The organism is Mycobacterium sp. NGS64, from assembly GCF_059812245.1.
In genome coordinates this window covers 1,100,183-1,113,734 of sequence record NZ_JCALCI010000001.1, presented here as the reverse complement: position 1 = coordinate 1,113,734, position 13,552 = coordinate 1,100,183, and the positions used below count along the sequence as shown (strand labels likewise).

The 13,552-nt window shown below is 68.7% G+C and carries 15 protein-coding genes; 5 read left to right on the top strand and 10 right to left on the bottom strand.

The window, feature by feature from the left end:
- Positions 1-21: 21 nt before the first annotated feature.
- Complete coding sequence (locus AC5Y4S_RS05570; RefSeq protein ID WP_500030798.1) at positions 22-870, top strand: thioesterase family protein; 849 nt, start codon at positions 22-24, stop codon at positions 868-870.
- Here AC5Y4S_RS05570 and AC5Y4S_RS05565 read toward each other — a convergent pair.
- The 3 genes from AC5Y4S_RS05565 to dapB are packed head-to-tail and all read right to left on the bottom strand — an operon-like array spanning position 855 to position 2,499.
- Positions 855-1,310: a flavodoxin family protein gene (locus AC5Y4S_RS05565; protein WP_500030795.1), complete on the bottom strand. Its 456-nt coding sequence runs from the start codon at positions 1,308-1,310 to the stop codon at positions 855-857. The two genes, AC5Y4S_RS05570 and AC5Y4S_RS05565, sit on opposite strands and share 16 nt — an antisense overlap.
- Positions 1,307-1,765, bottom strand: coding sequence for a tetratricopeptide repeat protein (locus tag AC5Y4S_RS05560; RefSeq protein ID WP_500030792.1), 459 nt, complete (start codon positions 1,763-1,765; stop codon positions 1,307-1,309). Before AC5Y4S_RS05560 ends, AC5Y4S_RS05565 begins: the two co-directional genes overlap by 4 nt.
- Positions 1,762-2,499 carry a 4-hydroxy-tetrahydrodipicolinate reductase gene (gene dapB / locus AC5Y4S_RS05555; RefSeq protein WP_500030790.1) on the bottom strand — a complete coding sequence of 246 codons (738 nt, stop codon included), beginning with the start codon at positions 2,497-2,499 and terminating at the stop codon, positions 1,762-1,764. Before dapB ends, AC5Y4S_RS05560 begins: the two co-directional genes overlap by 4 nt.
- A gap of 128 nt (positions 2,500-2,627) precedes the next feature.
- Between dapB and AC5Y4S_RS05550 the strand changes: the two genes are divergently transcribed.
- Positions 2,628-2,972: a DUF732 domain-containing protein gene (locus AC5Y4S_RS05550; protein WP_500030788.1), complete on the top strand. Its 345-nt coding sequence runs from the start codon at positions 2,628-2,630 to the stop codon at positions 2,970-2,972.
- 109 nt (positions 2,973-3,081) lie between these two features.
- Positions 3,082-4,449 (top strand): HNH endonuclease signature motif containing protein, encoded by a 1,368-nt coding sequence (locus tag AC5Y4S_RS05545; protein WP_500030786.1) that lies wholly within the window; start codon positions 3,082-3,084, stop codon positions 4,447-4,449.
- A 9-nt stretch (positions 4,450-4,458) separates the two neighbouring features.
- Here the strand turns inward: AC5Y4S_RS05545 and AC5Y4S_RS05540 are convergent, their stop codons facing one another.
- Both AC5Y4S_RS05540 and AC5Y4S_RS05535 read right to left on the bottom strand, forming a co-directional pair.
- A complete protein-coding gene (locus tag AC5Y4S_RS05540; RefSeq protein WP_500030783.1) occupies positions 4,459-5,538 on the bottom strand; it encodes an NAD(P)H-dependent amine dehydrogenase family protein in 1,080 nt (359 codons plus the stop codon).
- Between the two features lie 6 nt (positions 5,539-5,544).
- Positions 5,545-6,525, bottom strand: a complete 981-nt coding sequence (locus AC5Y4S_RS05535; RefSeq protein WP_500030780.1) for an aromatic ring-hydroxylating dioxygenase subunit alpha — start codon at positions 6,523-6,525, stop codon at positions 5,545-5,547.
- 121 nt (positions 6,526-6,646) lie between these two features.
- Between AC5Y4S_RS05535 and AC5Y4S_RS05530 the strand changes: the two genes are divergently transcribed.
- Together AC5Y4S_RS05530 and AC5Y4S_RS05525 are read left to right on the top strand one after the other, a co-directional pair.
- Positions 6,647-7,225, top strand: coding sequence for a TetR/AcrR family transcriptional regulator (locus tag AC5Y4S_RS05530; RefSeq protein WP_500032174.1), 579 nt, complete (start codon positions 6,647-6,649; stop codon positions 7,223-7,225).
- A gap of 16 nt (positions 7,226-7,241) precedes the next feature.
- Entirely contained in the window at positions 7,242-7,754 is a 513-nt protein-coding gene (locus tag AC5Y4S_RS05525; RefSeq protein WP_500030777.1) for a GNAT family N-acetyltransferase, read from the top strand.
- Here the strand turns inward: AC5Y4S_RS05525 and AC5Y4S_RS05520 are convergent.
- The 5 genes from AC5Y4S_RS05520 to aldR are packed head-to-tail and all read right to left on the bottom strand — an operon-like array spanning position 7,741 to position 13,545.
- Positions 7,741-8,817 (bottom strand): PDR/VanB family oxidoreductase, encoded by a 1,077-nt coding sequence (locus AC5Y4S_RS05520; protein WP_500030775.1) that lies wholly within the window; start codon positions 8,815-8,817, stop codon positions 7,741-7,743. The two genes, AC5Y4S_RS05525 and AC5Y4S_RS05520, sit on opposite strands and share 14 nt — an antisense overlap.
- Before the next feature lie 10 nt (positions 8,818-8,827).
- Positions 8,828-10,588: an SDR family oxidoreductase gene (locus tag AC5Y4S_RS05515; RefSeq protein ID WP_500030773.1), complete on the bottom strand. Its 1,761-nt coding sequence runs from the start codon at positions 10,586-10,588 to the stop codon at positions 8,828-8,830.
- Positions 10,589-10,591: 3 nt separating this feature from the next.
- Positions 10,592-11,500: a metal-dependent hydrolase gene (locus AC5Y4S_RS05510; protein ID WP_500030771.1), complete on the bottom strand. Its 909-nt coding sequence runs from the start codon at positions 11,498-11,500 to the stop codon at positions 10,592-10,594.
- A 53-nt stretch (positions 11,501-11,553) separates the two neighbouring features.
- A complete protein-coding gene (locus AC5Y4S_RS05505; RefSeq protein ID WP_500030769.1) occupies positions 11,554-13,014 on the bottom strand; it encodes a flavin-containing monooxygenase in 1,461 nt (486 codons plus the stop codon).
- Between the two features lie 15 nt (positions 13,015-13,029).
- Positions 13,030-13,545 carry an HTH-type transcriptional regulator AldR gene (aldR, locus tag AC5Y4S_RS05500; RefSeq protein ID WP_500030767.1) on the bottom strand — a complete coding sequence of 172 codons (516 nt, stop codon included), beginning with the start codon at positions 13,543-13,545 and terminating at the stop codon, positions 13,030-13,032.
- Between the last annotated feature and the right edge of the window lie 7 nt (positions 13,546-13,552).

Sequence of the window (13,552 nt, the reverse complement as noted above, 5' to 3'; positions counted from 1 at the left end):
TCCTGTCCTATCGTGATAGCGGTGACCATCGAGGATTCCGCCATCATGCCCGAGGCGTTCTTCGCTGTCGATGGCGACTCCTATCTGCCCGGCCCGCTGACGCGAGGACCCTGGGGCACCGCGCTGGGAGGTCAAAACGTCGGCGGCCTGCTGGCGTTCGGCATCGAGCGATCCGGGATCGACCCCGACCTTCAGCCCGCGCGCATCACGGTCGACCTGCTGCGCCCGGTGCTGCCCGAACCGGTGCGGATCGAGACCTCAGTGCAGCGCGAAGGCCGGCGCATCAAACTCGTCGACGCCGCGCTGGTACAGAACGGGCGGACCGTCGCGCGGGCCAGCTCGCTGTTCCTGCGACGGGGCGACCACCCGGAAGGCGAGGTGTGGTCCGGCCCGGTCCAGATGCCGCCGCTTCCGGCCGACTCGGACGGCTTCCCGGTCGACATGCCGTTTCTCATCTGGGGGTATGGCGCCACGCTTTCCGGCAGCCCCGGCATCGCGGCGGGCGAGTGGGAGCAGGCCCACTCCCAGAAGTTCGCCTGGACGCGGCTGTTTCGTCCGATGGTGCAGGGCTGCCCGCTCACGCCCTTCACCCGCCTGGCGTTCGTCGGCGACATCACGAGTTCGCTGACCCATTGGGGCACTGGGGGTTTGCGCTACATCAACGCCGACTACACCGTCACGGCGAGCCGCCTGCCGGACGGCGAGTTCCTCGGGCTGGCGGCGCAGAGCCATTACGGCACAGCGGGTGTGGCCACCGGCACCGCGATCCTGTTCGACCGGCACGGACCGTTCGGCTCCAGCACGGCGCTGGCGCTGGCCCAGCCCGCGGACGCGTTCATGCCGGCTTCTTTCGATCAACCCATCAACTGAGCGGCGACGGTCGCGCCAAGTTCCCAGCACGATTCCAGGTCGGCCTTGCTGGGCTTTCCCGAAACCACCACTGTCTCAGCCACTTTCGCCCAACCCAGCCCGGTGGTGATGGCCTCGATGCCCCGCTCGGCGCCCTCGGTGCCCTCGTTGCCGTGCAGGTACACGCCGAACGGTCGCCCGCGCGTCGCGTCGAGGCACGGGTAGTAGCAGACGTCGAACGCGTGCTTGAGCGCACCGCTCATGTAACCCAGATTGGCGGGAGTCCCGAGCAAGTAGCCGTCCGCCCCGAGCACGTCGGCCGGCGCGAGCGTGAGCGCGGGCCGCCGCACCACTTCGACGCCCTCGATCTCGGGATCGGTGGCGCCGGACAACACCGCCTCGAACATCTCCTGGGTGTGCGGCGAGGGCGTGTGGTGCACGATCAGCAGCGTCTTGCTCATCGGCCCGCCTGCAGTTCCAACGCGGTCTTCATGGCCTCCCGCGCGCGCCGGCGATCCCCCGCGTAGTCGTAGGCCCGCGCCAGCCGGTACCAGCGCCGCCAGTCGTCGGGTTCGGCCTCGACCTCGGTGCGCACGGTGGCGAACAGCGCGTCGGCCGCGTCCCGCTCGATGCGTCCCGACGGCCGCCGCGGCAGCTCGCTGGTGTCGAGTTCCATTCCGTCAGCGGCGATCAGGCGAGCGAGCCGCTGGTGGGCGAACCCGGCCCGCAGCGTGGCGATCATTGCCCAGAGGCCGATGACGGGCATGATCAGCAGCGCCGCGCCGAGCCCGACGGCGGCGGGCCGGCCCGACGCGATCATCGTGACGGCCAGGCGGCCCAGCAGCACGAAGTACACCAGCATCGCCACGCACAGGAAAGCGATGAGCAGCTGGATGTACAGCGTGCGCCCGGTCATGTGAGGTTCAGCAGGGGCTCGAGGCCCACGGTGAGGCCGGGGCGCTCCGTGATCCGCCGCACGGCCAGCAGCACGCCCGGCACGAACGACGTGCGGTCCAGGCTGTCGTGGCGGATGGTCAGCGTCTCGCCCTCGGTGCCGAACAGGATCTCCTGATGGGCGACGAGCCCGGCCAGCCGCACGGAGTGCACCGGTATTCCGTCGACGTCCGCGCCGCGGGCGCCGGGCAGGCTGCTGCTGGTGGCATCGGGGTTGGGCGGCAAGCCCTTTCGGGACTCGGCGATCAGCTTCGCGGTGCGGGCGGCGGTGCCCGACGGGGCGTCGGCCTTGTGCGGGTGGTGCAGCTCGATCACCTCGGCCGAGTCGAAGAACGGCGCCGCCTGCTTGGCGAAATGCATGGACAGGACGGCCCCGATCGCGAAGTTGGGCGCGATCAGCACGCTCGTGTCGGGCTTGCCCGCCAGCCACGACTGCACTTGGTCGAGGCGCTCCTGGGTGAAGCCCGTCGTTCCGACCACGGCGTGAATTCCGTTGCCGATCAGGAACTCTAGATTGCCCATCACCACGTCGGGGTGGGTGAAGTCGATGACCACCTCGGTGTCGCCCTCGGTCAGCAGGCTCAGCGGATCACCGGCGTCCACCTCCGCCGACAGGACCAGATCCTCGGCGGCCTGCACGGCCGCCACCATCGCCGACCCGACTTTGCCCTTCGCCCCCAGCACGCCTACCCGCATGGCCTTCACCCTAGACCGGCACGTCGCGGCTTCTCGAGGATCCTCGTCCGACCGCTGGCGCATTTGCCGAATTTGCTTCAAGATATTGAGCGTTCCAATTTGGGCAAACCTAAAAAAGGAGAGGAACCATGGCGGCACAGAGGCGCTCTGGCCGGTTTATGAGCTTGGCGGCAATAACTGGCCCACTTGTGGCCGCCGGGGTCGTCTGGGCCGGTCCGGCTCAGGCCGACCCGATCTCCTATCTCAACGACCTGCACAACGCTGGGATCCAGGACTTCGCCGGCGGCGACGCGGCGCTGTTGCAAACGGGTCAGCGGCTGTGCCAGCAACTTTCGTACGGCGTTCCGCCCGCGCAGCTGCAGGCCATGGCGCTGCAGAAGTCCGACACCGACCTGGGCCCCAACGGGTTGAACCCCGCGCAGGCGGACCTCCTCGTTTACTGGGCCCAACGCGATCTGTGTCCGAGCGCCTGACATTTCGTTCGGAAGCCCTCGGAAATGGCTTTATCCACAGTTCGGCATTGATCCACAGGAACGCGTTTTTTCGATAGCTGGTGTCGGCGGCGCGGCATAGCATTCGAACATGAGTTCGATGCCGTTTCCGGCCGAGGTGTCCGCCGCGCTGGACGAGCTGCACGCGGCCACGGCGAAGGTCGCCGGGCTGAATTTCGGCACCCTCAGCCCGATCGTCCGGCTTCGCGCGCTGGAGCAGATGGAAACCTCGCGCCGCCGCCAGTTGGCGGTGAGCCACGACGTGATCGCCGGCCTGGCCGATGAGGACTCCGCCGACACCGGCGGGCCGGTCCACAAGGTGGTGGCCGACTGGCTGCGGATCAGCTACGCCGAGGCGTGCCGTCGGCTGCGTGACGTCAAGCAGCTTTCGCCACGCCGGACCCTGACCGGCCAGGAGCTGGCGCCCGAGCTGCCCGCGACCGCCGAGGCGTGGCGAGAAGGAATGCTCGACGGTCAGCACCTGCGGGTGATCCAGACCTTCGTCCGCGACCTGCCGGGGGCCATACCGGTCGACACGGTGGAGAAAGCCGAGCGATTCCTGGCCCGCCAGGCGCTGACGTTGCGCCCCGACCAGTTGCAGAGGGTGGCGAATCAGTGCGCGCTGCTGATCAACCCCGACGGGAAGTTCTCCGACGCCGACCGGGCCCGCCAGCGCGGCTTCACGTGGTGCGGGCAGCGCACCGACGGGATGAGCATCGGGAAGCTGGTGGCTTCGCCGGAGTTGCGCGCCAACATCGATGCGTGGCTGGCGCGGTTCGCGGCACCCGGGATGTGCAACCCGGACGATGAAACCCCTTGCGTCGATGGCGAGCCCGCCGAGGAGTTCGCGAGCAGGGACACCCGCAGCCACGCCCAGCGCCAGCACGACGCGCTCAACGCCCTGGTGCGTAGCCGGCTGGGCGACCCAAAACTCGGCGTGCACAACGGGTTGCCGGTGACCGTCATCGTGTCGACCACGCTGCAGGAGCTGACCGCCGGCGCGGGCCGAGCCGTGACGGGCGGCGGGACACTGCTGCCCATGCGCGACGTGATCCGGATGGCCCGCCACGCCTACCACTATCTTGCGGTGTTCGACGAACACTCAAGCCGGCCGTTGTATCTGGGCCGGTCAAGGCGAATCGCGTCACCGGACCAGCGCATCGTGCTCTACTCGAAGGAGCGCGGCTGCACCTGCCCCGGCTGCGACGTGCCGGGCTACTGGTCCGAGGTCCACCACGTCGATGACTGGGCCACCGGAGGCCGGACCGACGCCGACAAGCTCACGTTCGCTTGCAAGCCCGATCACAAGCTGATCGAAAAAGGCTGGCGGACAAGGAAACTCCCTGATGGCCGCACCGAGTGGATCCCGCCGCCGCACTTAGACCGCGGCCAACCGCGCACCAACGACTATCACCACCCGGAACGCCTCTTCGACGACGATGACGGCGAGGCGCCTTGACCCGGCCGCCTACTTCTTGAACCGCCCCGCGAACCCGCGCAGCGGCAGGTCGGCGCTGGTGATGAGTCCCGGGCGCGCCGCGACAACCGACTTGATCGCCCGGAGGGCCGGCATGCCCGTGACGGTCATGCCGATGGAGGCGAAGTTGTCCGGATTGGACAGGTCCACGCCGGGCTTGGGGAATATCATGTGCTTGTTGTAGACGCACGGGTCGCCCTTGATCTGAGTGATGTAGCAGCCCTTGATGTTCCAGCTCGGGTCGGTGTGCGGGGTCATCTGCCACTCCAGGTGCGTCTCGACGCGGGGCACCCCGTCCACCATGCCCTGGTACTTGATGTAGTTACCGCCCAGCGAACCCTTGGGCAGCGTGTACCAGCCCAGGTCCACGTCCTTGGTGCAGGCGCCCAGCTCGTAGCTGAACTTCACCTCGTCGAGCGGCAGGTCGAAGCAGTCGGCCATCATCAGCACGCTGTCGGCGAAGACGCGGGTGTACTTCTCCAGCTTCGACGGGATCGATGGATCGTCGACCGGCTGGCCGTAGCCCACCTCGAGCCAGGTGTCCTTGGAGTGGTGGCACGACACGTCGACGGACTCGATGGTGGTGACGTTCTCGATGTCGGCCACGTCGGCCGAGCACACCACGCCGAGGATCTGGTTCAGGCCCGGGTTCATGCCGGTGCCATAGAACGTCGCGCCGCCCTTCTCGGCGGCCTCGGCCAGCAGCTGGGTCACCGGTTTGCCCGACGGGTGCGGGTGGTTCGTGTCGCGGTGCCAGCCGGTGATCCAGTCGGCCGTGGTGACGATATTGATGCCCGCCTCAAGCACTTTGACGTAGAGGTCCTCGTCGGGGAAGACACCGTGAAACGTCAGCACGTCCGGCTTGGCCGCGATGATCTCCTCGACGGTGCCGGTGGCCGTCACGCCGTTGGGCGCGATGCCCGCGAGCTCGCCGGCGTCGCGCCCGATCTTCTCGGGCGAATAGCAATGCAGGCCAATGAGTTCCAGGTCCGGCTGCGTGGCGATGCGCTTGATCATCTCGGACCCGACGTTACCGGTGGCCACCTGGAAGACGCGGATCGGTGCATTCATTTTGGCTTAGCCTTCCTGATAGAACTGCTTGGCCCACTTGCGGATTGCGGTGAAGCCCTCGTACTCGTCGGGGGCCAGGGCGGGCGGGTCGGAGTAGCGCTGGTGCTGCCAGATCTCGATGTCCTGCTCGAACTGCCGGATCACCTCGCGGCCGAACTCGGCCGCCCTGAGCTCGGCCCGCGCCGGATCCTTGCCCGGCGTGCGCCCGATGTAGACCATGAACCGGACGTCGGAGGTGGATTCGTCCACGGGGGTGACGGCGGAGATGGTGCGGTTGTCGACCATCCCCCAGCTCTTGGTCACCGCGACGCCCAACCCGCCGTTGACCGCCTCCACGCCGCTGTTGACGTCCTCGATCTTCTGGCCGTCGTCGCCCTCGAACGTGATGGTGAAGTCGACGAAGGACACCGCGTCGGCGAAGTCGTGGCGAGTGAACACCGGCACGATCGGCGTGTTGTGCACGAACTTGAAATGCGCGAAGTCCACACCGTTTTCGAGCACATACTGCGGGTGCAGCTCCAGCGCCTGGCGATACAGCCGCTGCTGCGGGTAGTAATCGTCGGCGCTGCGGCCGTCGTCGAACGAGGCGAACACGTCGGGCGCGTCGAAGAAGGGTTCGCGACGCTCGACGTCGTGCCAGATGTAGACGGACTGGTTGCGCTCCACCACGGGATAGGTGCGAATTCGCCTGCCGCGGTTGGGCCGATCCTGATACGGGATGCAGACGTTGCGCCCCTCGGCGCTCCACTGCCAGCCATGGAACGGACACTGCAGCACCTCGCCGACGACCTTGCCGCCGTAGCCGAGGTGCGCGCCGAGGTGCTCGCAGTAGGCGTTCATCACGGTGAGGGCGCCGGATTCGGCGCGCCAGGCGACCATCTCCTGGTCGAAGTACTTCATCTTGTGCACGTCGCCGACGCCGATCTCGTCGGACCAGGCGACCTGGAACCATCCGGTCGGCTTCATCGACAGCGGCGGCTTGGCCATGCGGGCATCCCTCCTCGCCGAATCAGAGTACCTTCTATGAAAATGTTAGGCTAGCCGGGTGACCGAAACCAAGGTCGCCGGGCGGCGCCCCAACCGGCGCGGCAATGCGACGCGCGAGAGCATGCTCGAGGCCGCGCTGAAGTCGCTGGCCTCGGGCGAGCCGGGGTCGGTGTCGGCCAACCGCATCGCCAAGGACATCGGCGCGACCTGGGGCGCGGTGCAATACCAGTTCGGCGACACCGACGGCTTTTGGGCCGCCGTGCTGCACCGCACCGCCGAGCGGCGCGCCGCCACGTTCTCTGTGCTGTCGGAGCCGGTACACCCCGACGCCCCGCTGCGCGAGCGCGTCGGCGCCATCATCGACACGCTCTACCGCGGCCTGGCGTCGGCGGATTCCCGCGCCATCGAAAACCTGCGGGCGGCACTCCCCCGCGACCCCCGCGAGCTCGAGCGCCTCTACCCGCGCACGGCGGCCGAGCTGTTCTCCTGGGGCAAGAGCTGGCTCGAGACGTGCCAGAACGCCTTTGCCGGCCTGGACGTCGACCCGGACCGGGTGCGTGAGGTGGCCGCGCTCATCCCCGGGGCGATGCGCGGGCTGGTCTCGGAGCGCCAGCTCGGCTCGTACGCCGACCTGGACATGGCCCGGCGCGGTCTGACCAACGCCCTGGCCGCCTATTTGGAGCGACGACCCCAGCGTTGACCCTTAGCCTTGACGTGTGGAGGCCCTCGACATCCGGATCCGCGAAGCCACGCCGGACGATTTCGCCGCCGTGGCGGAGATGCACTATCCGGTTTGGCGGCGGTCCTGGGACGGAATACTCACGCCGCCGCTGCTCGACATCCTGGGTCCGCCGAAGCGCTGGGTCGCCGAGATCTATCCGCACACGCTGAACCGCGACGGCTGGCGGATGTGGGTCGCCGAGTCCGGTGGCCGGACGCTGGGCGTCGCCATCTTCGGGCCGGACCCCGACGAACGGGGCGCCGTCCAGATCGACGCGCTGTACATCGCGGACGAAAGCCAGCGGCACGGCATCGGCCGCCGCCTGCTCGACGAAATCCTGAGCGCGCACCCGTCCGGCGACGTCATCCTGTGGGCCGCGGTGCGAAACGACAAGGCGCGCCGCTTCTACGAGAAGAACAACTTCCGCGTCGACGGCCGCACCCTCGACTGGGAACCGCTGCCCGGCATCAAGGTGGCCCACGTGGGCTACCGGCTTACGCGTCGATGACCAGCCGATCGCCGCTGGCCCGCGACACGCAGACCACCATTTCGTCATCGCCGACGGCCACCCGGCCGCGGTGATCGACCTGCCCGCCAAGCACTTTGACCTTGCATGTCCCGCAGAACCCCTGCTGGCACGAGTACGGGGTGGTCGGATCCAGATCACGCATGACGTCAAGCGCCGAACGATTCGCCGGCACGCTGAGCACTCGCCGCGAGCGCGCCAGCTCCAGCTCGAACGGCATCCCGTCGACCACCGGCGGCGGGCTGAACCGCTCGTAATGCAAAGGCGCGTCAGCGAATTCGTTTCGCGCCACACGCACCGCCTCCAGCATGGGCGTCGGCCCGCAGACGTACACCGCCGTCGTCGGACCGGCGCCGGCCAGCAGGTCGTCGACACCTGCGAAGCGGCCGTGCTCGTCGTCGGCCCAGACCGTCAGCCGATCCCCGGCCAGCGAGGAGACCTCGTCGAGGAACGGCATGTACTCGCGGCTGCTTCCGGCATAGATTGCGCGCCAATCGATTCCGCGCGGTGACGCCGCCTGCATCATCGGCAGGATGGGCGTCACCCCGATGCCGCCGATGACGAACAGCACGTCGCGCTCGGCGGTGCCGAGGTAGAAGGCGTTGCGCGGGCCCTCGAACACCAACGTGTCCCCCACCGCGAACGCGTCGTGCATCTCGATGGAACCGCCTCCGCCGTCGGCGATCCGGCGCACGGCGATGCGGTAGTCGGTGCGCCGCCCGGGCGGGCCGCACAGCGAGTACTGCCGGCGCCGGCCCGAGGGCAACTGCACGTCGATGTGCCCGCCCGGTGTCCACGACGGAAGCAATCCGCCGTCCGGGTCGGCCAACGTCAGCGCCACCACGTCGGGGGCGACGAGTTCGCGCTTGGTGATCACCGCGCGCAGGGCCCGCGGCACCGGCTTCACCCGCGACGGCTGCCACCGCGAGACCGCGGCGAATCCGCCGAACCACAGGCGCACGCCCCACAGCATCGTGCCGAGGCGGTCGCGGTCGCGCCGACCGTACAGGTCGACCGGCCTGCTTCCCCAAACGCTCTCGGGCACGGCGGAATCCCTAACTCTGCCGAATGTCGTAGCGAGCGAACAGGCGGAGCGCCGACGGGCTGATGCGGCGCAGCGCGTAGCCAATCCGGGATTCGGCGGCGATCGGCAGCACGGCGGGGCCGGTCTCGACGGCCCGGACGATCGCCTTGGCCACGGCCTCCGGCGTGTAGTTGCGGCGCCGATACGCCGCGTCGGCCTTCTCCCGGGCCCGCTCCTGTTGTTCGGCGGTCATGCCGGCGTAGACGGTGCTCTTGGCGATGTTGGTGTTGACGAATCCCGGGCATACGGCCGTGACGGAGATGCCCTCGTCGGCGAGGTCGGCCCGTAGCGATTCGCTGAACGCCAGCACGGCCGCCTTGGTGGTGCCGTAGGCGACCATGGATTTCGACGGGATGAACGCCGCCGCCGACGCCACGTTGATGATCGTGCCGCCCTCGCCGCGCTCGACCATCTGCGCGGCGAACGCCCTGCTGCCGGAGATGACGCCGCGGACATTGACGCCCAGGATGTCGTCCCAGTTCGCCGAGCTGGTCTCCAGGAACCGGCCCGCCATCCCGATGCCGGCGTTGTTCACCAGGATGTCGACCACGCCGTGCTCGTTAAACACCTGCGCGGCAAGGTCGTTCATCGCGGACTCGTCGCTGACATCGACCTGGTACACCGCCGCCTCGGCGCACGCCGCGCGCACGGCGTCCGCGCTGCCGTTGGCGGCGGCCAGGTCGCGGTCGACGATCAGCACCTTGCGGGCGCCGTGCCGGGCCAGCTCCACCGCGGTGGCCCGGCCGATGCCCGCGCCCGCCCCGGTGACCAGCGCCAGCTTGCCGCCGACCTCGCGCGGTCCGCCGCGCACCACCGAACCGGTGGCGGCGCCGCTGACGGTGTGGTCGACCCACTCGGCGGTCAGGCGGGCGATCACCTCGGGGCGCGACGTCACCACCCAGTGGCCGCCCTCGATCGGAATCACCCGTCCCTCTTCGGGAATGGCGCCGGTGAACCGTTGCACCGCAGGCGTCACGAAGATGTCCTTGCGCGGCACCAGGGTCTGCACGGCGACGGTGGTCTTGGGCAGCTCCGGGCCGGGCCGCAGCATCGGCCCGGGCATGTTGGCGCGGTACAGGCCCAGCCCGTTGACGTAGTCGGCGATGGACCGCGGCGGCCGCTCGCGCCGGCTGCGCGTGCTCGTCCGGCCGATGCGCTCAAGGGCCTCATGGACTTTCACACCCAGCCGCGAGCGGAATGCCAGCTCCGGCACGCCGGGACACAGGAAGAACGCGATGTACAGCGATCCCAGCAACTGCCTGGCGACCTGGCCGACGGCCCGCGGGGTTCGCGCCGAGCGCAGGAACCTGCCCGCGTAGCGCAGGTGCGGACCCGAAATCGACGTGAACGACGCGACTTTGGCCATCACCGAGTCGTCGGTGATCCCCGCCCAGGCCTGGATCGAACCCCAGTCGTGGGCCAGCAGGTGCACCGGCCCGACACCCAAGCTGTCGATCACCGCGCCGATGTCGGACACCAGCTGGGGAAAGGCGTAGCCGGATCGCTTTGCGGGACGCGATGATTCGCCGGCGCCGCGGACGTCGTAGGCCACCACGTTGTAGCGGCCGGCGTAGCGCTCATCGAACTCGTGCGCCACGCCGTCCCAGAGGTGGTGGTTGTCGGGCCAGCCGTGTATCGCGAGGATGGTCGGGCGCGCCGCGTCGATCTCGGTGTAGCGGTGCACTGCCAAGGTGACGCCGTCGGAGGCGGTGACGCTCGAGGTCTCGGCCATAGGTCAGTGCGACGCCCGCGCAGCGGGCGAGAGCGCCAGGTAGTCGACGGCCGCCTCCAGCCCGCCCAGCTGGGACGGGTGGAAACCCGGCCGGTAGTAGTCGGCGACCACCCGCACGAAGCGCAGCGGCCCGGGCACCAAACCCCGGCGCGCCGCGCGGAGGTACTCCCACCAGTGCGGCTTGGTTCCCGGCGGCAGGTGCGGGTCCACCGAGTACAGGAAGCGGACCCCGCGGACCCAGAACAACAGCATGGCCGGCGTCACGACCAGTTGGGCGCGCACCCGTCGCAGATAGCCGGCGCGCAGGTGCTTCATCGTGTCGAAGGCGACGGCCTTGTGCTCGACCTCCTCGGCGCCGTGCCAGCGCAGCATGTCCAGCATCACCGGATCGGTGCCGATGGCGTCGTGGGCGGGCGCGCCGAGCACCCACTCGCCCAGGATGGCGGTGTAGTGCTCGACCGCCGACACGATCGAAACCTGCTCCAGCAGCCAGCTGTGCCGGCGTCGCCGGCCCCACCCCGGCTTGGGGCCGAGCAACTTCTCGAACAGCCACCTGATCTGGTCGGTGTACGGGGTGAGGTCGACGCCCTGCGCGGCGAAGTGGGCGAGCACCTTCGAGTGCGCCTGCGAGTGCATGGCCTCCTGGCCGATGAATCCCTGCACGTCAAGGCGCAGCTGGTCGTCCTTGATCAGCGGCAACGCCTGCTTGAACACGTCGACGAAGAACTCCTCGCCGGCCGGCAGCAGCAGGTGCAGGACGTTGAGGACGTGGGTCGCGAACGGCTCGCCGGGCACGTAGTGGAACGGCAGCTTGGCCCAGTCGAACTCCACGTCGCGCGCCTCGAGGACCAGGCGTTCGTGGTCGAGTGACGCGTCATGCGGACCCGCGGCCTGGTCGTCGACGGTGAACATCGCAGGCAAGTATAGTGACGCGGTCCAGCTATGCGAAACCGCCGGTACCGGGTTTATAGTGCCGCGACGCGGCGGCGCAGGTCGTACTGTGCGGGATCGGCGTTTGCCAGCATGGCGCGGTGCTTGGCGGGCGTGAACGGCCACACCTCGGGCACCCCGTCCTTGTTCAGGTACCAGCTGTTGCAGCCGGTGGTCCACACGGTGTCGGGCATCGCGGCGCGCAGCTGCGCGTTGTAGCGCTCGGTCGCCGCGGCCGTCGGCTCGATGGTGTCGAATTCGCCTCGGCGCCAACGCTCGATCCAGCCCAGGATGTGATCGGCCTGGTGTTCGGCGACGGCGGTCAGCGAGTGATTACCCACCGGGCTGTGCGGGCCGAGCATCATGAAGAAGTTGGGGAAACCGGGCATCGCGACCGTTTGATAGGCCCGCGGGCCGTCGCGCCAGACGTCGTCGGCGGCGATGCCGTCCCGCCCGGTCAGGCACATCGGCCGGAAGAACGCGTGCGTGTCGAACCCGGTGCACAGCACGATGATGTCCACCTCGTGCAGCTCGCCGTCCTCGGTCACGATGCCCCGCCGCTCCACGTGGTCAATGCCGGCGGTGACCAGCTCGACATCGTCGCGCTGCATCGCGCGGTAAAACCCGCCCGACACCACCAGCCGCTTGCACATCGGCTGGTAATCGGGCGTCAGCGCCGCGCGCAACTCGGGATCGCGCACCTGGCGCAGGCTCACACGGCACAGCGCCCCCATCGCCTTTCGCCGCAGTCCCGGCTTGGTCAGCGCGACGGCGAAGGTGTCGAAGATGAGGCCGTAGGCCCGATACGCGAACCGGTCGAGCCAGGGAACGGCCCGGTGGGTGAGGCTGGCGAACCTGGAGTATTGCGGGTTGGGCATCGGGACGATCCACTGCGCGGTGCGCTGGAACAGCAACACCCGGCCCGCCACGCCGGCCAGCCCGCAGACCAGTTGCACGCCGGTGGATCCGTTGCCGATCACCGCGATTCGCCGCCCCGACAGCTCCACCGAATGGTCCCAGCGCGCCGAGTGAAAGGCGTGGCCGCCGAAGTTGTCCAGCCCGGCGATCGACGGCATCCGTGGATGGTGCAGCACGCCGGTCGCCGAGATCAGGAAGTCGACACTCGATTCCTCGCCGGCGTCCGTGCGCAGCACCCAGCGGTCGTTTTCGAACCGGGCGCCGACGATTTCGGTGCCGAACCGGATCCGGTCGCGCAGGCCGAACTGGTCGGCCACGCCCCGGAAGTAGGACTGGATCTCGCCGCCGGGCGAGAACATGTGCGACCAGTCGGGCTTGGTGGCGAAGGTGTACTGGTACACCCGCGACGGCACGTCACAGGTCAGGCCGGGATAGGTGTTTTCCCGCCAGGTGCCACCCACCTCGTCGGCCTTCTCGTAGATGGTGACGTCGCGAATGCCGCTGCGCAGCAACGCGATTGCGACGCACAGGCCCGACATGCCGGCCCCCACGATCGCTACCGCGGGATCGCGCTTCATCCGCCGATCATAAGGCTAAATCGGTGCCGCACCACGAAGATGTTCGAAAATCAGCGACGTCTGGGTGCCCGCGACGTCGGCGTCGGCGTTGAGGTTCTCGACGACGAACGAGCGGAGGTCCTCGGTGTCGCGGGCGGCGACGTGCAGGATGAAATCGTCTGCGCCGGCGAGGAAATAGACGTCCATGACCTGCCGCCGGGTGCGGATCTGCTGGATGAAGCTGCGGATCTTGCCGCGCGCATTGGACTGCAGGGTGACCGAGATCATCGCCTGCAGCGGCAGCCCCACGGCGACCGGATCCACGTCGGCGTAGAAGCCGCGGATGACGCCGAGGTCCACCAGCCGCCGAACCCGGCCGTGGCATGTCGACGGCGCGATTCCGGCCGCCTCGGCGAGCGCGTTGTTGGTGATGCGCGCATCGGCGTGCAGCAAGGTCAGGATTTTGCGGTCGACCGCATCGAGCGGGGCGGGTCGAACATCCTTCGGCGGGTCGGCGGCCCTGCCCTTCTGTTCGGGAGATGGATCGGGCACGACACGA